Genomic DNA, 18,514 nt, shown 5'->3' with positions numbered 1-18,514 from the left:
CCCGGTCATGGCCACCGCGATGGGGTTGGCGGCGCTCTCGCTCGGCATGGCCGCGCTGGCCGTCGGCGGATTGGCGATCGCCGTCGCCCTCACGGTGCGGGAGGTCAGCCGCGCGAGGGGAGGGACCAGCGTTCGGCCCGGGTTCGCGGTCGCCGCGGGAGCCCTGTACCTGGCGAGCGTCCCGTACCTCGTGTTCTTCATCTGGCTCTGGTTCGTCGACTGACCGTTTTGGAAAGGGGCTCACATGCTCTTCTCGCTGTATAAGGCCACGCTTGATGATGAAATCAGGAGAGGCTTGGAATCCTCCGCGTATTCCGAGATGGAGATCGAGGGCGTGCGTTGCAAGTTGAGGCGCCAGATCGAGGAGCGGACGAGGGCGACGAGCGGCGTGCTCGCGCTCTTTACCGCCTTCGATGCCATGTTGGTGATGACCAGGAGCTCCGTGCCCGTCCTCATCGCGATGCTCGTCGTCGAGGGCCTTGCCCTGTATGCGGCGTGGTATCTGCAGGCGGGCTGCCTCAAGCGGCAGTTCAACAAGGCCCTGCGGCGCGGGTATCCGGGGTTCGATCATTTGAAGCTGTGAGGTGAGCCGCCCGCCCGGCAATTGAAGGTGGCGGCCGCGTTCGTCTTGCGACCTGGAACGCCGGCGCGGTGGCCTGCAATCCCGGAGGGGGTACAATCCCCAAAACCTACCGAGGAGCTGATCGTTATGAGTAGTCTTCCGACCCCGCCCGCCCCGGCGCCGGAGCCCAACCGCATCGACAACGTCTCGCCGTCGGGTGACGGGCGCTCCTCCTACTGGGGTTTGGATGCGCTGGAGACCGTTGCCACGTATGTCAAGCGGGTGCGCGCGATCAAGGCGCAGTCCATCGCGCTGATTCTCGCCAACCTCGTTGCGATGATCTGGTTTGTCGAGGAGGGCCACTTCGCGCTCTACCTCGTCTGCTTTGTCCTCCTGTTCGCCATCGTGCTCATCGCGCGCGTGCGCATGGGCACACTGTTCCTCAAGCTCGGAGAGGTCGTCTCCCAGGATTGCGACCCTGCCCGCTATCGTGCGGTGCTCGATGTGCTTTCCGCCCGCGACCGCTTCGGCCGCTCCGCGAACACCATCGCCATCGAGCTCGCATACTGCGACTACCTTGAGCTCGATAGCGCCGGCGCCCTGCGCCGCCTCGAGTCCGTCACCTTCAAGCGCAAGGACAACGTCAGGTGGTTCCGAGCCATGCAGATCGAGTTTTTGAGCCGGATCGATGTGGGCGACCTCGAAGGCGCGCGCGATGCGCTGGCGAGGCTCTCGGCGTTCCGGAAGAACTTCAAGGAGGGCTCGCGCAACCGAGCCTCCGCCGACCTGCAGGTTGCCGATTACGCCGTGCTGGTGCGCCCGCCCGCCGAGCGGGACACCGCCGACGCCGCGCGCATGCGCGAGCGCATGGCCCTGGCCGATTGCCATCAACAGCGTGCGAACTGGCAGCTCTATCTCGCCGAGTACGAGCTACTGCACGGGTCGCCCGAGGAGGCGGCGCGCCTGGCGGGCGATCCTACACTTGAGCCGCTCACGCCCCGCATGGTGCGCCTCCGCGCCGAGGTTCTGTCAGGGCTGGAGGTGAGCGGGTGATGGAATACGCCGTCTTCAGGCTCGCGATTGAGTACCTGCCGCACACGGGCTACGGCGCGATCGTCGAGCGGGGCTAACGGATTCGAAGAAAGAAGGCTGTCATGGCGTCTTCGCAAGGTTATTTCGATTATGTCCTCGACCTTCTCTCGGGTGTCGAGGGCTTGACCACGAGGAAGATGATGGGGGAGTACCTCCTCTACTCGGAGGGCACGTTGTTCGGCGGCGTCTACGACGATCGTTTGCTCATCAAGGAGACCCCCGCGTCCGCATCGGCGCTGGGCACGACCGCCGTCCCCTACGAGGGTGCGCGTCCGATGCGGCTCGTCGACTCGGATGACGGCGATGCGCTCTCCCGGTTGGTGGGGGCCGTCTGCGCGGAGCTCCGCGGCGGCCCGGCTCGGAGGGCCCGCCGATGACGGGGGAGATGGCCTACGCCCGCTGCGGGTTGCGCGCGTGCGAGACGCTGCTCGTGCCCCTCGGCCTGCTGCGCATGGAGGGCGTCGATGCGTCGTGATCGATGCGGCGTCCCGAATTGAAAGGACCTGCCTGTGACGGACATAACCACAGAAAACTACGCCGATGTGAACGCCCGCGCCATCGACGGGTGGAACGCACGGGGCTGGGAGTGGGGCACGCCCTTGAGCCATGAGGAATATCTCGAGGCTCGGCAGGGCGAGTGGCGCATGCTGCTGACCCCCACCAAGCCCGTTCCGCCCGAATGGTATCCGAGCGACCTATCCGGCCTGCGCGTACTGGGGCTCGCCTGCGGCGGAGGTCAGCAGATGCCCATCTTCGCCGCTCTCGGGGCACGGTGCACCGTGTTCGATTACACGCCCAGCCAGCTGGAATCCGAGCGGATGGTCGCCGAGCGCGAGGGCTACGAGATCGAGATCGTTCGAGGCGACATGTCGAAGCCGCTTCCCTTTGCGGACGGGGAGTTCGACCTCGTCTTCCATCCCGTCTCGAACTGCTACATAGAAGAGGTCAAGCCGCTCTGGCGAGAGTGCCATCGCATCCTGAGGCCCGGCGGGCGCCTGCTGGCGGGCCTGGACAACGGCTTCGGGTACGCGTTCGACGACGCTGAGGAGCGGGCGGTGTGCAGCCTGCCGTTCAACCCGTTGAAGAATCCCAACCACATGGCGGCGCTCGACCCCGTGGAGGACGGCATCCAGTTCTCGCATACGCTTGAGGAGCAGATTCGAGGCCAGCTTCAGGCTGGTTTCCGGCTGGTCGACTGCTACGAGGACACCTATGGCGAGGGTCGTCTGCACGACCTGAACATTCCGACCTTCTGGGCGACCTACGCCGTGAAGGCCGGCTGACGTCATTGCCGCCCATCTCGCCGTCCGACTGGATAACGAGGGCGGGGCCTTTTCTGTGCTAGATTCGGAAGAATGGAGTCGGTCGCAGAGGAGGGCGATGGGTCATGGAGAAGCCGTTTGCATTCAGGGAAATAGCCATGCCGCATCCGAACCCGCGAAACGAATGCGTGACGTACGGTCGGAGGCTGCAACCCGAGATGAATTTCGAATCCGATGGTTTGGAAAGGCTTTATCTCGACCACCGAAAGGGCTTGATCGAGACGGCCATTGAGGAGTGCGCGGAGTACCTGGACGCGGACGACTGGATGGACGAGGACGTCTTCCCCTGCGTAAGGGAGATGACGGGGGAGTGGTACCTGGCGTCTGTCGATGTGCGGCGCGAGGGCGGTGAGGTCATGGCCCAGATCTACCTCCATTTTCTGGGCCGCTGCTCCGAGGGATCCATGTCGGGGGAGAAAGATGACTACCTGGGTATCGAGGCGCTGTTCGTCTACGACTCCGACCGGGGGGAATTTGGCTTTGACGGCCTGAACACGGATGCGATCTAGCAAGCGTGCGCCGGTTTGCACGGGGCGAGGGCCGCGTGGTGCATCACCGCGGCTCATCAATAGCCCCAGTCGACAACCTTCCATGGGGCGTCTTGCGAGGGCCTGGTGAGAATCCATTGCCAGCCTTCGTATCTGTCGTTCGGCGAGAAGCCCTCGTCAGCCGCCCGCCAGTCGGTCGTGAATTCGGATAGCACGACGATAAGGTCCCCTTTGCCTTTTTGCTCATGCGCGAGCATTTCGTCTAGAAATTTGGACTCAACCTCGTCGTCGTAGCGAAGCTCATCAAGCGTGCATCCCTTAAAACCTGAGGCGAATTCCGATTCGACGGCATTGAACGCATCGTCTATGTCGCCTTTGCTGTAAAGATCGGTCGCCCGCGCGATGCGCTCGACCGATTTCACGTTTCCGCAGGAGGGGCCGACGAGCGCCGCCAGGATACCAAGAGCGGCGAAAGCGCCCGCTATCGCGATGAGAGCCGTTTTCCTGTTCATTGCGCCCCCCTGGGATCGCCGTGTCGAGTGCCCGGATGCAGGTTCCTCAACGGTAGGTGACATCGATGCGAATTGCAACGAGGCGAGACCCGCTTCGTTTTGGATGCCGCAAGCTGTAGCGAGCAGTTTGAGGCGTGCTTTCTTTGCGGGGCGGGGCTGCGCCGAGTTGTTTTGTCGCAATGCTGGGGTCCGATTATTAGAAAACGGCGCCAGGCTCGCGAAGCCTGGCGCCGCCCAGAAACCCGCGGGTGGCGTGCGGGGGGGGCGCCGTAAAGCGGGTATACTGGTAACGACTTGGGAGGCGTACGCCCTCCTGGAACAGAGTTGGTGGGGTAAAACCCGCACGAACAGCCGCTCCTGCCAGGGCGGCTGTTCCCTTAACTGGCGAGTTTCGTGGCGCTATACTGATATCCATCGAAGATAAAAACACAGTGCCCGTCGGGTAGTCGGGCCGTGGGTGCTCGCCTGCCAGTAACCTGCCTCCTTGGTTGTCCCTTCTTCGCGTAGCCCTACATAGAAGGAGGTCGCGGCTATGCGAAAGAGTGAGGTCTCATCGACCCTGACGGTCTATCACGACGGTCAGTTTTGGGTGGGCGTGGTTGAGCATGTCGAAAATGACATGTTGAAGGTCGAGCGCGTGGTGTTCGGCGCCGAGCCGTCGAATGAAGAGGTCTATACGTGGGTGCTTGAGCGCTGGTCGAGCCTGCGCCTGAGTGCGGAGGCGGAGCCTGTTGGGCCACGTGTCGGACGGCTGCCCGGCAACCCCAAGCGTCGTGCGCGCGAGGCGGCCAAGGCGATGCACCAGCGCGGGCCATCGACTGTTTCGCAACTTGCGCTCGCCCGCGAGCGGGAGCGCGTCAAGGATGAATCGCGAAGCGAGCGAGCAGTGCGGCGTCAGGATGAAGCGCGTTCGCGCTGGGAAGGCCGGTGTGAAAGGAAACGCCGCAAGCACCGCGGGAAATAGCCGTTACTCGTTCGGTCGGGCGCTCTTCCTCCACCTGCGGAGTGTCGGCAGGATGGCGCCCAGAAGCGACGCGCACTCGTCCACGGACCAGTCCATGTTCTGAGCCATGCGCGGTGCGCAGTCCTCGATCATCTCTTCCATGGTGGTCTCGTAGGTATACGCGCCCTTGTCGTAGCACCAGCGGCAGAACTCGTCGGTCTCGGTTCCATCCGCCTCATGTCCGCGCTGGTCGGGTTCAGTGAACATCATGCCGCAGCTCTGGCAGTAGTGCTCGGGCATGTCGAGCAGGCGCGTCACGGGGACGTCGAGCTCGCGCGCAATGAGTTTGATCATGTCTATGCCGGGCTCGGTCGCGCCGGTCTCCCAGCGGCTGACCGCCTGGCGCGTGATGAAGAGGCGCGCGGCGAGTTCTTCTTGGGTGAGGCCGCGTTCGCGTCGGGTTTGGGCCAGGGCGTCTTTAAGCAGGATCATGGCGGGTTTCCTTTGATCGGGCCTTGGGCGGCGGGGTTTGATCCCGCCGCTTGCCTGCGATTATCCCGCGATGCACCTTGATGGTCGAGCAACGCTTTGTTGCGGGCGTGGTCGGTTCTGCGCTGATTCGCATTGCATCCGGTTTTTCCATGTCGAAGCCCACCGTAAAGCTCTTTAAATGCATGATTTCATTAATCGGATTCATGGTCTTGAGGTTTTTCGTACTGATTTTGGAAATCGTCAAGTACAAGAAGTTAATCACCTCATTTTTCCTGCGCTTTTGTGCCTTACTGCGCTTCTGTACTTGGCGGAACGGAAAAACAATACGAAAAACCTCTTTTTCGTGTGGTCATTGTTCAATGTGCTGCCCATTGCGAGGCGGTGTCCATGGTAAATCGATCGCGAAAGCGATGAAGGGCCTTATTTGCGGGACGCAACTGCGCCCGCGATCGATCCCGCCAGTATGATTGGTGCCATTCGAGCGAAGATCCACTCGAATCCATGGAGCATCGTTCCCACCACCGCGTATTCCTGATTGGAGAAATCCCATTCGAGATACGAGCCGCCGATCGACGCCAGTGCGATAAGGACGAGTGTCGTGGCGGCGGCGATCGCGATGCAAAGGGCGTGCAGCACGCGTCGCTTGGATTCCTGCGCTCGTGCGAACTGGTCGTTCAGCACCTCAAGTTTTTCGGAGAGCGCCTGTAGGCCCCCCCCGGCTCGGATGTGGGGACGGTCTCGCCCGGCAGCGTGCTCACCGGGGTGCCGAGCACCTCTCCGATGGCGACGAGCATCTCAGCGTCGGGCACCGAGAGCCCGCGCTCCCATTTGGATACCGTCTGCCTTACCACGTTCAGCTTGAGCGCGAGCTCCTCTTGCGAGAGACCCTTCTATTTCCTGAGGGCCTGGATGTTCTCGTTCAGCATGGCGAATCCTTTCTCTCGCCTGGTTCCTACGTTACCGCAATGCTGCCCGCAGATGGTCCGTTGCCGCAAGCAACGGGTTGTAACGTACGCGAAGATTGTTTGATTTCACAGGGGGTACAAGCTGGTAAAGACCCTAATTGAGAAGGGAGCTGCCATGAGCGTTTTTGATTGGGGATCTGGTTTTGTCTTGGTTGCAACCCAGCTTCTTCCGGGCGTGGTGGCTGTCGTTCTCGCACTTGCAGCGGCTGTTGCTGCGCGTTCGAAAGCGATGCCGGCGCTCATAGGGGCCAGTGGGCTTGCTGCAGCGTTGTCGCTTTTGGGAGTGTTGATGCAGCTGCAGCATTTCGCTCACGTGGACAATGCTTCTGCGTGGTACGACACCATTGATGTTTACGTCGCCTGCGCAGTCGCGCTCATCGTGTTGACGTTCGGTTTGAATCTGGTCGCTCTCGTACGCAGCTTTCGAAACCAGGGCTAGGTTCTTCGTTATTTAGATTGATTGACTCGCCTTGGCCGCGGCACAGCAAAAACGGCGCCGAGCTCGCGAAGCCCGGCGCCGCCCAGAAACCCGCGGAGGCGTGCAGGGGCGCCGTAAAGCGGGTATACTGGTGGCGACTAGGGAGACGTACGCCCTCCTGGAGTTGAAGCAGTGGGGTGAAACCCGCACGAACAGCCGCTCCTGCCAGGGCGGCTGTTCCCTTATATGGCGAGTCTCACCCCTCGGCCGTTAGAAAACGGCAAGAACAAGTAGCGTGATCGATAGAACGAGCACGGCAGCTGCGAGCAGCATTGCGGTGAACTTCGCCATGGGAACCCTCATTTGACGTCTAGCCAATCTACCTGCGGTTTGCAACCGCAGGATGCCTGTAAGTTGCGTAAAATGAAGCCCCAAGTTGGTGGTTCTCGCCGTGCGGCAACCGTAGTGTGTAAGTCGCCGGCAGGAAAAAACGCCAAACGTTGGATGTCGAGTTCGGGCGCTGCATTGAGTTGGATTGCGCTGTTCGGACTCTCGCCCCAGCCAACGAGAGGACCCATCATGAGCTTTCGCACCAACCTGCAATATCTGCGCGCAGAGCGCCACATGACCCAGGAGCAGCTCGCTATGTTGCTCGGGGTGTCCCGCCAATCCGTCACCAAATGGGAGGCCGAGAAGTCCTATCCGGAGATGGACAAGCTCATCAAGATGTGCCAGATCTTCGAATGCTCGCTGGACGATTTGGTGCAGGGTGATCTCACTGACCGTGATCCCGTGCCCGTTGCCGCGACCGTGCCATCCGGTCCCGCGACGGATGTGTGCGGCTACGACGAACACATGCGCAAGTACTCCAAACATGTGCCTACGGGCGTTGCCTCGTTTGTTTTAGGCATCGTCGGCCTGGTGTTCTTTGAGGAGACATCGGGTACGCCTGGGTTTTTCAACGGTGGAATTGCATCGGGCTGGAGTGAGCTTTTGGGTTTGGGCGCATTGTTTTTGGGTGTTCTTACTGGAATCGGCATACTTGTCTCTTCCGGTATGGAGCACTCTGCTTTTGTAAAGGCCCATCCTTTCATTGAAGATTTCTATACAGAGGAAGAGCGTTTGCAGGCTAGGCGGCTGCTTGTCAAAGGTGTCATTGCGGGCCTGGGCTCGATTTTTGCCGGAGTAATGCTCTGTGCGTTCGTCGAGCGTGAATCTGGCGCGGGCTGGGCGGCGGCAGCTGTATTGTTTCTGCTGGTCGCTATAGGCGTATGGATGATTGTATACGCAGGTATGATGTACGATCGCATCGATATTGCTGATTACAATCGGAGTGCGGCGGAGGAGCTCGAGATGGAGGACATCGCGCGCATCGATGTGCCGGAGGCGGTGCGCGATGAGCTGCGCTCCGCAAGGCGCACACACAAGAAGATCGAGGCAATTTGCGGCGTCATCATGCTCGTTGCGACCATCATTGCACTTACATGGCTTTTTATGGGCCCTTCGCTTGCCGGGACGACCTGGGATACCATCGATGCTGGGCATGCTGCGGTCGATTCCCCCGTCAGTTACTTCTGGCTCCCTTGGATGGTTGGGGGTATTTTGTGTGCCATTGTGACAATTGTCATTAAAGCGCTCGACGGAGATTGATAAAGGACGCTTCTGGATTTCCGCTTCAGGTCTTAGATTGAGAGCCACGGGCTTGCGCAGCTCTTATTCTGAGGTCCAGCATTAACGTCCGAAAGATTGCCTATGACTTCCTTCCGTTTGAGCTCCTTGAATTGGCTGAACAGCATAGACAATTGCAAGGGGCCCATAGACATTTCGGGGAAGCCGCGGGGATACCGCAAGAGCCCATAGGTAATTTCGGAGAAGCCATAGGCAATCGACGGATGCCTGGCCCGCCGGCAGGCTGGTTAGTTCAGCAACCCCCAAATGATGTAGCCGATTGCCGCGCCGATGACGCCGCCGGCGAGAATTGTCAGCGCGTTGTAGGCATGACGATGCTTCGCTGCCCAGCCGCGGCGGGGGAGGGCCCGGGGATCGCGCTCGATCTCCGCCTCGCCGTTCATGAAGGCGAGGATCTCCTTATAGGTAGCCAAGTCGTTCTCCTGCTTGATGTTCTCTATGGTGTTACTCAAAACAAGGGCGCCCATTGCGGGGATGAGCGTTACTATGGCGGCGATCTCCACGCCCCAATACCCCCGCATCCAGTCAAACGCAGGTGAGAATATTAGGGCAAAAGGCAATACGAGCAGCGCGAGCATCAGCACGGCCAGCCGCAGCATCCGCGTTCCCAAGCACTTGCGGTCTCTCTTGACAGCCTCTTCCATAACGGTCACGTCTCCCTTCACGAGCGTGTCTATGGAGGTGCCGAACAGGACGCTCAGCATGAGCAGGCTCTGGACGTCCGGATACGTCTTGTCCCGCTCTCAGTTGCTGATCGTCTGACGCGATACATAGAGTTTCTCGGCAAGTTGCTCTTGCGAGAGGCCCATCGCCTCGCGCCGCGTCTTGATCTGGTTGCTGATGTCCATCGTCACATCCCGGTCGTGAAGGAGCGTCTCGCGAACACGCCGCGTGCGCTATCGAATCTGTTGTACATCTTACGCGGCAAGGACCGCCGGCCTCTGCAAAATCTGTTGTACATCATGTCTACCTGCGGCGATAAGCACTGGTCGATGCAAATCGAGAATCAGCGGCGTATGGGGTCGGGCGCTTCTAGACCGAGTGCGCCGCGCTTTCAATTGGGTGAAGCTCCCCCCTCGAGGTGAGTGCTTTTTCCGGACCCCCAAAGCAGACCGTGTATTTCGGGTAATATTCACTCATAAAACCGCAGGTAGCGGCATCGACAAGTTCTGTATACCGAGGCTCAACTATTTTTCCACTCACTTCGAGGCCCGCCGTGCGCCGTGTTCAAGGCGGGCGCCGTCATGTGCCGTGCGGGCGTGTATGTGCAGAGCGAGATGGCCGGTTGCAGTGCAGGCGATGCCGCAGGGGATCAAATTGAGGACAGGCGCCAAATTGAGGTGGCGCAATCGATGGGCGTTGGCGTGCTGCACTGCCCGGTCTTCCATGGTGGTAATATAGGCTAAGTATCCGTGAGAAGCGGAGGGGCTCGAGATGAAGCGAATCACCTTTGGCGCGCAGATGCTCATCTGCTTTGTTGTCATCGCGGTCGGCGATTGCGCCGCCACCGCGTTCGATATCCCCATCCTCTTCAATATCGCCTCTGCGCTCGGCGGTGCCGCCTTTGTCCTCCATCCCGTTCTGCCCGCATGGGTCACTTGGGGAGATAAGAAGACCATGCTCAACGCGGTGCGGGTGGGCGGCGTTCTGGCGACAGCGCTCGCGTTGCTCACTCGTTTCAATGTTTAGGGGCCGTGCCAATCTCAATCGACGCGCCCGCGACCATCTCGTAAATTATCTGCACACACAGGTACGTACACCCATGGCGATATATCCGATTGCAGCGTAGGCAATGCCGTAGAACGCGATATCCTGTGCACCATCCATCGCGAGCGGGAACAACAAGGCGAATGCGACGCCAGGCGCCGCCGGTATCCAAAAGAGCGTCCGCGGCGACGTCGCGGCAAGCACGCCGAGGGCAGCTGCCGTGCATGGCGCGATGCCATAGAGATGAAGCATCATAACAATCATCCCCGCATCGGGCGGTACGACACCCACAAGAAGGGCGGGAATGAGCCAGCAGATAGCGCCGGTCGCTATTGCGGCGCCTGCCGTCTTGCCCAAGCCCGCGCTCATGCCCGCCTCCCTTGGAAAGAAGTCTCTGCGCCGATTGTCTCACGAGGCTTCAATTCAGAGCAATCTCAATCGAGCGCCTGCCTCCAAATCGAGGCCCCCGGTTATGCCGAAGCGGCGAGGTCGTCTAACTTCCTCGCCGCTTCGGCATGCGTGAAGAATGCCCCTAGCTCAACATCTTGGCGAGCATGCCGATGCCGACGCCAACCATGCCGCCGGCGATCGCGCCGAGGATGATCTGCACGCCGTTACGCGCGCCCTTGACCCAGGGGTTCATCTCGCGCTCGCGGTGTCCCTCGAGCGTGTCGCGATCGACCTGCTCGCCGCGGCTGAACGCCAGCACCTCGCGGTACGTGACGAGGTCGTGCTGCTTCTTCATGCGCTCCATATACACGAACGCCACGAGCATCACGACGAGCGCCACGGCGGCGAACGCCGCGGTGGGCGCGATGTGGGCGCCCCAGCCCCATTCGAACTGGAACGCCGCCCACGCGCTCAGCCCCAGGAACACGACCGCGCTCACGACCGTGACCGTGGAGAGGGCGTTGTACTTCTTGACCGCTTCGTTCATTACCTGTGCCATGGTTTCCACATCTCCTTTGATGAGGGAGTCCACGGTCACCCCGAACACGTTGGAAAGCAAGAGTAGGCTCTGGACGTCAGGATACGTGCGGCCGCACTCCCAGTTGCTGATGGTCTGGCGCGACACGTAGATGCGCTCCGCCAGGTCGTCTTGGGACAGTCCGAGCTCCGTGCGATGCTCCTTGATGTGAGAGCCCAGCTCCATGCGCTTGCTCCTTGCAGATCGGGGTGACCCTTGTCGAAAGTCACCATGGCATTGACGGGCAAATCGTACCATCAAAGGTCTTTATACCGCGTCCCCGAGGGGTCAGATCGCGCTGCCAAAAGGCTTTATACACGCTTCTGAGCTGCGGGTCTTACAGTTCACATTGTTCATCAGCTTTAGTGGCTTCGGAGCTCGATGGTGAGGCGGCCGCGATCCACCTTCGCCTCGAGGGACATCCCCATGGCCTCGGCCAGCTTCGCGGACGTCGCCAGGCCGAGTCCCGATCCCCCGCCGCGCCGTGCGGAGTCTGCCCTGTAGAACCGATCGAAGAGATGCTCCACATCCAGCTCATCGGGACGGTCGATAGGGTTCGAGATGGAGAGGATGGTCTGTTCGGGCGCCGTTGCGATGCGGAGCTCGGGTGCGCCGCTGCCATGCCTCAGCGCGTTCGCGACGAGGTTCTCCACGATGCGCCCCATCGCCTGCCGGTCGGCCTCCGTGATGCGCGGAGCTCCGGTCCCCGTTACGACCGGCTCCCATCCGAGCCGTTCGAAATCCGGATAGTGGCCGAGCAGGCATTGCTCGACGATTTCGCGCACGTCGATGGGCTCGGCATTGAGAACGAGGTCGGGGTCGCTCGCCTTGGTGTAGGAGAAGAGCGCGTCAAGGAGCTCGGAGGTCCGGTTGATGCGCTCGACCGCGGCGTCGATGCGCCGCCGTTTGAGCGCGGGGTCCGCCTCGTCTGCGGCGAGCTGCAGGTAGCCCTTTGCCCCGGTGAGCGGGGTCCGTATGTCGTGCGAGAGCGCGGAGAGGTCGCGTTGGAAGTCCCGCTGGGCTCTCATGCCGTCTATATGCGAGCGCATGGCGCAATCGAGCTCCCGGTTGATCGCTTCGGCGAGTTCGGCGACCCCTGGGGCGTGCGCGCCCATGGTTATGCGCGCGTTGGCGGACGCTCTGCCGTCCCGACGCGCGTCGAGTAGCCGCGATATTCGGCGGAGCTCGGGTGCATATGCCGCAGTCGTGATGAGCGCGCCCGCGAGAACGCCGATGACGAGCATGAGTACGGCGAGTGCGCCTGGGGACACGGTGCCTCCTTGATGTCGTGCCGCCCCCTGACGAGCAGGTGGGCGGCGGGGAGCTTAAAGATAGGATAGTCGGGTTTCGTCGCCGTCTCGGTGCGGACTCGAGGGCGGGCCTGAGCGGCGACTCATCGAGCACCCGGATTACACGTCTCGCCTGCTTGCGGTGAGGAGAAACGCGCCGCCGCCGATGGCGGTCCACATGAGGCCCGCCAACGCACCCCACAGCCACGTGGGGACGGCGCCGATGAGCGGCAAGGTCTGCGCTGGATCGAACATGGCTCCCGCGCCGAGCTTGAAGGCGGCGATGACCATGCTCGGCATCCAGTTCGCGATGCCGTTGAGGGCGGAGAACAGCGGCTCAAACACGGGAGCGGCTTGCGCCCCCATATTGGCCGCGAACATGAGCGCGACGGGGACGACGCCCATGATCAGGATGAACGTGAGGGTGTAGGCGGGCAGCTTCTTGCGGAAGAGCAGGACGACGGAAAGCGGGATCACCGTGAGCGCCCACACGGCGAGCCAGCCTCCGAGGAGCCACAGCGCGAGCTCGGCCGCCCCGTCGAACGAGGTGAAGGAGAGGCCCAGGGGAAGGGCGAGGAGCAGCTGCATGCAGACGAGGTGGCACACGATGCCCGCGATGAGCATCATGGCCGCCCAAATGCCCGAGAACACGACCTTCTCCGTGAAATATGACAGGCGCCCGGCGAGCGAGGAGACGAGCGATTTGACATAGCCGTCATTCAGATCGGCGAATATCCACTCGACCATGCCGTAGGCGCTCGCCAAGCCCACGACGGAGACGGATCCGAACATGGACCAGCCCAAAAACACTGAGGGCGTGGCGAGGGATTCGTGCACGCTGATCGCTTCGAGCTCACCGAGTCCCTGAGAGATGATGAGGGCGTTGAGCCCGACCTCGAGGATCGCGACGCCGAGGACGACGGAGAGATACTGCCACAGGGGTCCGCGTAACCCGCGGAAGCGTGTGCAGCGATAGAGATCCGAGCGAAGGAGATTCAACATGGTTTACCTGCCTTTCCGGGCGGCGACAAGGATGTAGACGAGGAACGCGACGAGCGCGATGTCGATGATGAGGTTGATGGCCGGTGCGAGCCGGCCGAGTGTCGGCGGCCATGAGGGCATGAGCGCGGACGGCGCAAAGGCGCTTGCGAGGGGCGTTGGACTAAGCATCCGCCCCGCCCATCAGCTCGACGAAGTACTCCTCGATGTCGCGTTCGACGTGGCTGAGCTCGAGGATGAGCAGGCCATGCTCACTGAGGGCCCTTGCCACGTCCTCCGCGGAGGGCGCCATGGGGGCGATAGCGGCGCCCCCGAAGCTCGTGGCGGCGTGGCGTACGGCTGCGCTCGCGAGAATCGACCCGTCCGGCTCCGCGCGCAGTGCCGTTCCCGGCAGCGCTTCCTCCAGTATCGCGAGCGTTCGTGCGGGGTCATTCGTCCTAATGCGGATGGAGTTACCGCACTCCCGATGCAGGTCGTCCATAGAGAGCTCGCGCACCATGCGGCCCGACCTGATCACACCGAAACTCGTCGCCATGCGGTCGAGTTGGTCGAGGACGTGGCTTGAGATAACCATGGTCACGCCCCGTTCCCGGTTGAGACGTACAAGGGCGCCGCGCATGGCCCTCGTCGATTCGGGGTCCAGCCCGTTGAATGGCTCGTCGAGCAGGAGCAGGTCCGGTCCGCCCACGAGCGCGAGCGCGAGTCCCAGGCGCTGCTTCATGCCCAGGGAGAATTTCTTGACGCGCAGGCTTCCCGTGTCGGCAAGGCCGACAAGCTCCAGTAGTTCGCGACAGTGCGCATTGGGGCGGACGACGCCGAGGGCGAGCGCCTTGCACATGAGGTTCTCGAGTGCGGAGAACGTCGGCAGGATGCCGGGGTCCTCGATGAGTGCGCCGACGCGGGAGAACCCCTCGCGCGCTCGTCGCTGCGCACCGAAGAGTTCTACGGAGCCCGAGGTCGGGCGCACGAGCCCTGCGATCATCTTCATTGCGGTCGACTTGCCTGCGCCGTTCTTGCCCACGAATCCGTATATTTCGCCGGCAGCGACGCACATGTCGAGGCTGTCGACGGCGCGCCTCTTGCCGTAGACGCGCGAGAGCGCATGGGTTTCGATGATGTTCATGGTGCCTCCTTGCAGTTCAGCATCAACTTGATTACAAGGATGCGGTCCATCTCTTGATAAAGTCCGAAGCAACCCTAAAGAAAGGGTAAAGTTCGGCTTGGTGGGTTAGCGTTTATCTTCGTCGAGCCTGAAGCCGATGCCCCAGACGGTTTTTATGTACGCGTCGGTGCCCGACGGCTTGAGCTTGGCTCGGATGTTGGATATATGGACCGTGACCGTGCTGTCGTCGCCGGCATAGGGTTCACCCCAGGCCGCCTCAAAGAGATCCTGCTTCGAGAAGGCGCGCCTGGGCTGGCGCATCATGGCCTCGAGGAGGTTGAACTCGATGCGGGTGAGTTGAAGTGGGGAGCCCGACACCAAGAAGGTGCGTGAGGAGGGTTCGAGCATCCAGTCGCGAAAGACGAGCGTGCCGCTGGCTTTCTCGTGCGGCGTTCTGCTCTTATTCGTGCGTGGTCCGCGTTGCTTCGACCTATGCCGGAGCTGTACCTCGACGCGTGCTGCGAGCTCATCAAGGTCGAATGGCTTGGTGAGGTAGTCGTCTGCACCGAGCTTGAGCAGCTCCACCCGGTCGGCGGTCGAGGTCCTCGCCGATATGACGATCACGGGCAGCGCGGAATCGATTCCCCGCACGCTGTCGATGATTTGCTCGCCCGTGGCCCCGGGGAGCATGAGGTCGCATATGACGAGGTCGTAGGGGAGCGGGCCGCCATTGGGGTCGAGACGCATGAGCGCCTCGGTCCCGGAGAACGCCTGCGTGCAGGTGTGCCCTTGCCGCGAGAGCTGGGTGGAGATGATCTCGTTGATGTCGGCGTCGTCTTCGACGACCAGGATGTTCGCGGTCATGTTGGTCTCCTCGTCCGCGTCTGCCTCGGGTGCGTCCATTATCGTTCAGAGACGTAAAAATCCCCCTCGAAAGCGATGTGCTTTCGAGGGGGTGTACATCGATTGGTGGGTTGCGGTTACAGGCTGTCTACCTGCCCCTCGGATTCATTGCGTGGCTTCTCCTTCTTTGGCAGCCTTCCCGCGCGCTTGAGGGCGTCGCGCAAGATCCACTCTACCTGGCCGTTGGCGCTGCGCATCTCATCGTCCGCCCAGCGTTGGACGGCCTCCCATATGGCGGGGTCTATGCGAAGGGGGTATTGCTTGCGTGCCATGACGTGCTTTCTTATCGAGCTGAGGTGCGTGTGGCTGGAAAACCTCAGTTTAGGGACTGTCCCTAAACTGAGGTTGGGTGGTTAGTACAGGGAGCCTGCGTTCAGAACCGGGTGCGCCTCGGACTCGCCACACAGGACCACCATGAGGTTGCTGGCCATCTGCGCCTTGCGCTCGTCGTCCAGCTCGATGGTGCCGCCCGCTGCCATCTCCTTGACGGCCATGTCGACCATGGAGACGGCGCCCTCGACGATCTTCTTGCGCGCGGCGATGACGGCCTCCGCTTGCTGACGGCGCAGCATCGCCTGGGCGATCTCGGGGGAGTAGGCGAGGTGCGTGAGACGGGCGTCGTCCACCTCCACGCCGGCGGGAGCCAGGCGTGAGGCGAGTTCGCGGCGCAGGGCCTCGGAGACCTCCTCAACGTTGGCGCGCAGGGTGATGGCGCCGGCGGCGTCGGACTCGTCCTCCAGGTGGTCGTAGGCGTACACGCTGGCCACGTGGCGGAGCGCCGTCTCGGCCTGCATGGCCACGTAACTCTGGTAGTCGTCCACGTCGAACAGGGCCTTGGCGGTGTCGGCCACGTGCCACACCACGACGGTGGCGATCTCGATGGGGTTGCCCATCTTGTCGTTGACCTTCAGGCGCTCGCCGTTCAGGGTGCGCACACGGGTGGAGATGGTGGTGGACAGACCCTTGGCGGCGTTGCCCGCCGCCTTGACGCTCTCTCTCAGGGAAAGACTTGCCTTTACGGCGGCGGCGGCTATGGCGTCCTCGGAGGCGTCGCTCACACCCATGTTCTTGCTAAAGAACGGGTTCGCCCAGAAAAAGCCCTCGTCGCGCACGGTGCCCACGTACTTGCCAAAGAGGATGCACACGCGAGCTTGGCCGGGCTGAAGCGAGAAGAAGCCGTTCAGCGGCAAAAACCAAAAACAAAAGGCGACGATGCTGAGCCCTAGGCCCCAGCCGTAGACGGCGGGCGCGTCGACGCCGTCCGGCGTTCCGGCGATGCCGGCGAGGCTCCAGATGAAGAGGCCGACGATGGCGAGCAGCGTCGCGATGACGGCGGCGAGCATGCCATAGCCCGACGTGGCCTTGAGTTGCTTTTCCACGCTCATGTGAGTTCCTTTCACGACTGCGCCGGCGTTTGCGTGACGGCCCCGGCGCCGCCTCCAGATTGCGATGGGGAGGAGGCGAATCCCCGAGCAGTCCGTGCGGCTGCTGATTGCATTGTGATATCACATTGAGACCAAGTCAAGAAGAATCGGTGCCTGCGCGCGCACTTCTGTGCTCCGCCGCGGCCGCTCTGTTGCATCTTTGCCGGCAAGTCCCTAGAATAGCTCCCACTCACGACTGAAGGTGCACCTGGATTTAGGAAAGGGGGCTGTATCATGCTCGCTTCCATGAGGATTTGGCTCTAGCCACGGTCGCGTGAGCGACCGGTACTTCGCTGCATATCACCGATCGCAACAAAGGATTATTCCATGACACAACCGAATCCCCGCGCTTCCTGGAAGCGCTCGCTCGCCATCGTCTGGATCGGCGAGTTCTTCTCCGTGCTCACGAGCTCCATCTTGCAGATGGGCCTCATCTGGCACGTCACCCTCACCACCGGCTCCGCGAGCGCCCTGTCGTTCGTGAGCCTGGCGGCCTTCTTGCCCATGGCGCTCCTCGGCGCCTTCGCGGGCACCATCGTGGACCGCACGTCCATCAAGCGGCTCATGATCGGCGCGGACCTCTTCATAGCCGCCGTGAGTCTCACGCTCGTCTTCGGATCGCTACGCGGCGATCTCTCCGTCACTGCCGTGGCGGCGGTGCTGTTCGTTCGCGCCCTAGGTAGCACGCTCCACACGCCTGCGTTCAACGCGCTCACGCCGCTTATGGCCCCGCCCGAGGCGCTCGGAAAGCTGGCGGGCATGCTCCAGTTCATGCAGTCGGGCAGCTACATCATCGGCAACGCAATCGCGGCAGTCATCTATCCGGCGTTCGGCCTGACCTTCATGATCGCGCTCGATGTCGCCGGCGCGGTGCTCGCGAGCATCGCGGTCGCGGTCTCCGGTATAAAGACGCCAGTGCCCGAGAGCCATGCACTCGAGGAGAACGCCGAGGCGTCGCGCCGTGCGGTGCGGGCGTTCCTCTCGGAGACGGCCGACGGTTTCCGCGAGCTCAAGCGCCATCGCGGGCTGTTCGCCATGCTCTGGATCGGATTTGCGTTCTCCGTGCTGTTCTCGCCTATCTCCGCGCTGTTCCCGCTCATGGTGTTCGACCATTTCGGCGGCACCACCACGCAGTCGGCTATCGCCGAGATCGCGTTCTCGGTCGGAATGATCGCGGCGAGCGGCTGGATTGGGGTGACGGGCGGCCTCAGGAACCACGCGCTCTCGTGCGCGCTCGCAATCGCGCTCTTCGGCGCGGCCACGCTCGCGAGCGGTCTCGTGCCGCCCTCGGCCCTCGTCGTGTTTTTGGGCCTCACGTTCGCGATGGGGCTGTCGAGTCCGCTGTACAGCGCCCCGCAGATGGCGCTCATGCAGGAGCGCATCGATCCCGAGTGCATGGGGCGCGTCTTCGGCCTTTACGGGGCGGTTTGCAGCTGGGCCATGCCCGTGGGGCTCGTCGCGTCGACCCTGTTCGCCGACGCCATCGGCGTGAGCGCGTGCTTCGTGCTCATCGGCGCTGCGATGGTGATCCTTGCGGGTATCACCTGGACGATACCGAGCATCAGGAAGATCGGGTAGCGCTTTTGGATGGGCGACCCGCCCCAAGCGGCTAGCATGGTCGTTGCGATGCGAAGGACGGC

At 62.1% G+C, this 18,514-nt stretch carries 27 protein-coding genes; 11 read left to right on the top strand and 16 right to left on the bottom strand.

Going from position 1 to position 18,514, the window contains the following annotated elements; genetic code table 11:
• The first annotated feature begins 7 nt into the window (after nt 1-7).
• From AOBCEHNH_RS04665 to AOBCEHNH_RS04640, 6 genes are all read left to right on the top strand, one after another.
• A complete protein-coding gene (locus tag AOBCEHNH_RS04665; protein WP_152063332.1) occupies nt 8-223 on the top strand; it encodes a hypothetical protein in 216 nt (71 codons plus the stop codon).
• A gap of 21 nt (nt 224-244) precedes the next feature.
• Nucleotides 245-583 (top strand): hypothetical protein, encoded by a 339-nt coding sequence (locus tag AOBCEHNH_RS04660; RefSeq protein ID WP_152063331.1) that lies wholly within the window; start codon nt 245-247, stop codon nt 581-583.
• A 126-nt stretch (nt 584-709) separates the two neighbouring features.
• The gene (locus AOBCEHNH_RS04655; protein ID WP_226803264.1) at nt 710-1,615 is read left to right on the top strand and encodes a hypothetical protein; all 906 of its coding nucleotides are present in this window, start codon (nt 710-712) and stop codon (nt 1,613-1,615) included.
• Nucleotides 1,616-1,716: 101 nt separating this feature from the next.
• On the top strand, nt 1,717-2,031 hold the full coding sequence (locus AOBCEHNH_RS04650; RefSeq protein ID WP_152063330.1) for a TfoX/Sxy family protein: 315 nt from the start codon (nt 1,717-1,719) through the stop codon (nt 2,029-2,031).
• Between the two features lie 132 nt (nt 2,032-2,163).
• Complete coding sequence (locus AOBCEHNH_RS04645; RefSeq protein ID WP_152063329.1) at nt 2,164-2,937, top strand: class I SAM-dependent methyltransferase; 774 nt, start codon at nt 2,164-2,166, stop codon at nt 2,935-2,937.
• Between the two features lie 197 nt (nt 2,938-3,134).
• Nucleotides 3,135-3,485 (top strand): hypothetical protein, encoded by a 351-nt coding sequence (locus AOBCEHNH_RS04640; RefSeq protein ID WP_226803262.1) that lies wholly within the window; start codon nt 3,135-3,137, stop codon nt 3,483-3,485.
• A 56-nt stretch (nt 3,486-3,541) separates the two neighbouring features.
• Here the strand turns inward: AOBCEHNH_RS04640 and AOBCEHNH_RS04635 are convergent, their stop codons facing one another.
• The gene (locus AOBCEHNH_RS04635; protein WP_226803260.1) at nt 3,542-4,156 is read right to left on the bottom strand and encodes a hypothetical protein; all 615 of its coding nucleotides are present in this window, start codon (nt 4,154-4,156) and stop codon (nt 3,542-3,544) included.
• Nucleotides 4,157-4,508: 352 nt separating this feature from the next.
• Here AOBCEHNH_RS04635 and AOBCEHNH_RS04630 point away from each other — a divergent pair, with 352 nt between their 5' ends.
• Nucleotides 4,509-4,940 carry a YjdF family protein gene (locus tag AOBCEHNH_RS04630; RefSeq protein WP_006722349.1) on the top strand — a complete coding sequence of 144 codons (432 nt, stop codon included), beginning with the start codon at nt 4,509-4,511 and terminating at the stop codon, nt 4,938-4,940.
• Nucleotides 4,941-4,943: 3 nt separating this feature from the next.
• Here AOBCEHNH_RS04630 and AOBCEHNH_RS04625 read toward each other — a convergent pair whose 3' ends face one another.
• The 4 genes from AOBCEHNH_RS04625 to AOBCEHNH_RS08035 all read right to left on the bottom strand — a co-directional run bounded on the left by AOBCEHNH_RS04625 (nt 4,944) and on the right by AOBCEHNH_RS08035 (nt 6,262).
• Entirely contained in the window at nt 4,944-5,411 is a 468-nt protein-coding gene (locus AOBCEHNH_RS04625) for a zinc ribbon domain-containing protein (protein ID WP_152063327.1), read from the bottom strand.
• On the bottom strand, nt 5,398-5,673 hold the full coding sequence (locus AOBCEHNH_RS04620; protein WP_152063326.1) for a hypothetical protein: 276 nt from the start codon (nt 5,671-5,673) through the stop codon (nt 5,398-5,400). Before AOBCEHNH_RS04620 ends, AOBCEHNH_RS04625 begins: the two co-directional genes overlap by 14 nt.
• A gap of 158 nt (nt 5,674-5,831) precedes the next feature.
• Nucleotides 5,832-6,092, bottom strand: coding sequence for a hypothetical protein (locus tag AOBCEHNH_RS08040; protein WP_226803258.1), 261 nt, complete (start codon nt 6,090-6,092; stop codon nt 5,832-5,834).
• The gene (locus AOBCEHNH_RS08035) at nt 6,086-6,262 is read right to left on the bottom strand and encodes a helix-turn-helix domain-containing protein (RefSeq protein ID WP_264297776.1); all 177 of its coding nucleotides are present in this window, start codon (nt 6,260-6,262) and stop codon (nt 6,086-6,088) included. The genes AOBCEHNH_RS08040 and AOBCEHNH_RS08035 overlap by 7 nt, the downstream gene beginning before the upstream one ends.
• Before the next feature lie 229 nt (nt 6,263-6,491).
• On the opposite strand from AOBCEHNH_RS08035, the gene AOBCEHNH_RS04610 reads away from it, so the two are divergent.
• Together AOBCEHNH_RS04610 and AOBCEHNH_RS04605 are read left to right on the top strand one after the other, a co-directional pair.
• Nucleotides 6,492-6,815 carry a hypothetical protein gene (locus AOBCEHNH_RS04610; protein ID WP_152063325.1) on the top strand — a complete coding sequence of 108 codons (324 nt, stop codon included), beginning with the start codon at nt 6,492-6,494 and terminating at the stop codon, nt 6,813-6,815.
• A 558-nt stretch (nt 6,816-7,373) separates the two neighbouring features.
• The gene (locus AOBCEHNH_RS04605; protein ID WP_152063324.1) at nt 7,374-8,444 is read left to right on the top strand and encodes a helix-turn-helix transcriptional regulator; all 1,071 of its coding nucleotides are present in this window, start codon (nt 7,374-7,376) and stop codon (nt 8,442-8,444) included.
• A 266-nt stretch (nt 8,445-8,710) separates the two neighbouring features.
• Here AOBCEHNH_RS04605 and AOBCEHNH_RS04600 read toward each other — a convergent pair whose 3' ends face one another.
• Together AOBCEHNH_RS04600 and AOBCEHNH_RS08030 are read right to left on the bottom strand one after the other, a co-directional pair.
• Entirely contained in the window at nt 8,711-9,127 is a 417-nt protein-coding gene (locus AOBCEHNH_RS04600) for a hypothetical protein (RefSeq protein ID WP_226803257.1), read from the bottom strand.
• Between the two features lie 99 nt (nt 9,128-9,226).
• Nucleotides 9,227-9,331 carry a helix-turn-helix transcriptional regulator gene (locus AOBCEHNH_RS08030; protein WP_226803256.1) on the bottom strand — a complete coding sequence of 35 codons (105 nt, stop codon included), beginning with the start codon at nt 9,329-9,331 and terminating at the stop codon, nt 9,227-9,229.
• Between the two features lie 586 nt (nt 9,332-9,917).
• Between AOBCEHNH_RS08030 and AOBCEHNH_RS04595 the strand changes: the two genes are divergently transcribed.
• A complete protein-coding gene (locus tag AOBCEHNH_RS04595) occupies nt 9,918-10,172 on the top strand; it encodes a hypothetical protein (protein ID WP_152063323.1) in 255 nt (84 codons plus the stop codon).
• A 45-nt stretch (nt 10,173-10,217) separates the two neighbouring features.
• Here AOBCEHNH_RS04595 and AOBCEHNH_RS04590 read toward each other — a convergent pair whose 3' ends face one another.
• From AOBCEHNH_RS04590 to AOBCEHNH_RS04550, 9 genes are all read right to left on the bottom strand, one after another.
• On the bottom strand, nt 10,218-10,559 hold the full coding sequence (locus AOBCEHNH_RS04590; RefSeq protein ID WP_152063322.1) for a hypothetical protein: 342 nt from the start codon (nt 10,557-10,559) through the stop codon (nt 10,218-10,220).
• A 163-nt stretch (nt 10,560-10,722) separates the two neighbouring features.
• Nucleotides 10,723-11,343, bottom strand: coding sequence for a helix-turn-helix domain-containing protein (locus AOBCEHNH_RS04585; protein ID WP_152063321.1), 621 nt, complete (start codon nt 11,341-11,343; stop codon nt 10,723-10,725).
• 176 nt (nt 11,344-11,519) lie between these two features.
• Complete coding sequence (locus AOBCEHNH_RS04580) at nt 11,520-12,428, bottom strand: sensor histidine kinase (protein ID WP_226803255.1); 909 nt, start codon at nt 12,426-12,428, stop codon at nt 11,520-11,522.
• 138 nt (nt 12,429-12,566) lie between these two features.
• Nucleotides 12,567-13,448 carry a hypothetical protein gene (locus AOBCEHNH_RS04575; protein ID WP_152063320.1) on the bottom strand — a complete coding sequence of 294 codons (882 nt, stop codon included), beginning with the start codon at nt 13,446-13,448 and terminating at the stop codon, nt 12,567-12,569.
• A 3-nt stretch (nt 13,449-13,451) separates the two neighbouring features.
• Nucleotides 13,452-13,616 (bottom strand): hypothetical protein, encoded by a 165-nt coding sequence (locus tag AOBCEHNH_RS04570; RefSeq protein WP_193221179.1) that lies wholly within the window; start codon nt 13,614-13,616, stop codon nt 13,452-13,454.
• Nucleotides 13,609-14,568, bottom strand: coding sequence for an ABC transporter ATP-binding protein (locus AOBCEHNH_RS04565; RefSeq protein WP_152063319.1), 960 nt, complete (start codon nt 14,566-14,568; stop codon nt 13,609-13,611). Before AOBCEHNH_RS04565 ends, AOBCEHNH_RS04570 begins: the two co-directional genes overlap by 8 nt.
• A 105-nt stretch (nt 14,569-14,673) precedes the next feature.
• A complete protein-coding gene (locus AOBCEHNH_RS04560) occupies nt 14,674-15,411 on the bottom strand; it encodes a response regulator transcription factor (RefSeq protein ID WP_152063430.1) in 738 nt (245 codons plus the stop codon).
• 116 nt (nt 15,412-15,527) lie between these two features.
• The gene (locus tag AOBCEHNH_RS04555) at nt 15,528-15,722 is read right to left on the bottom strand and encodes a type II toxin-antitoxin system antitoxin (protein WP_006722365.1); all 195 of its coding nucleotides are present in this window, start codon (nt 15,720-15,722) and stop codon (nt 15,528-15,530) included.
• An 81-nt stretch (nt 15,723-15,803) separates the two neighbouring features.
• Complete coding sequence (locus tag AOBCEHNH_RS04550) at nt 15,804-16,835, bottom strand: SPFH domain-containing protein (protein WP_152063318.1); 1,032 nt, start codon at nt 16,833-16,835, stop codon at nt 15,804-15,806.
• A gap of 366 nt (nt 16,836-17,201) precedes the next feature.
• Between AOBCEHNH_RS04550 and AOBCEHNH_RS04545 the strand changes: the two genes are divergently transcribed.
• Nucleotides 17,202-18,452 (top strand): MFS transporter, encoded by a 1,251-nt coding sequence (locus AOBCEHNH_RS04545; protein WP_152063317.1) that lies wholly within the window; start codon nt 17,202-17,204, stop codon nt 18,450-18,452.
• The last annotated feature ends 62 nt before the right edge of the window (nt 18,453-18,514 follow it).

It is taken from the genome of Collinsella intestinalis (assembly GCF_902501455.1).
GTDB classification, from domain to species: Bacteria; Actinomycetota; Coriobacteriia; order Coriobacteriales; family Coriobacteriaceae; genus Collinsella; species Collinsella intestinalis.
Note: the sequence above shows the minus strand (reverse complement) of the source record. Positions and strands in the feature narration are given on the sequence as shown.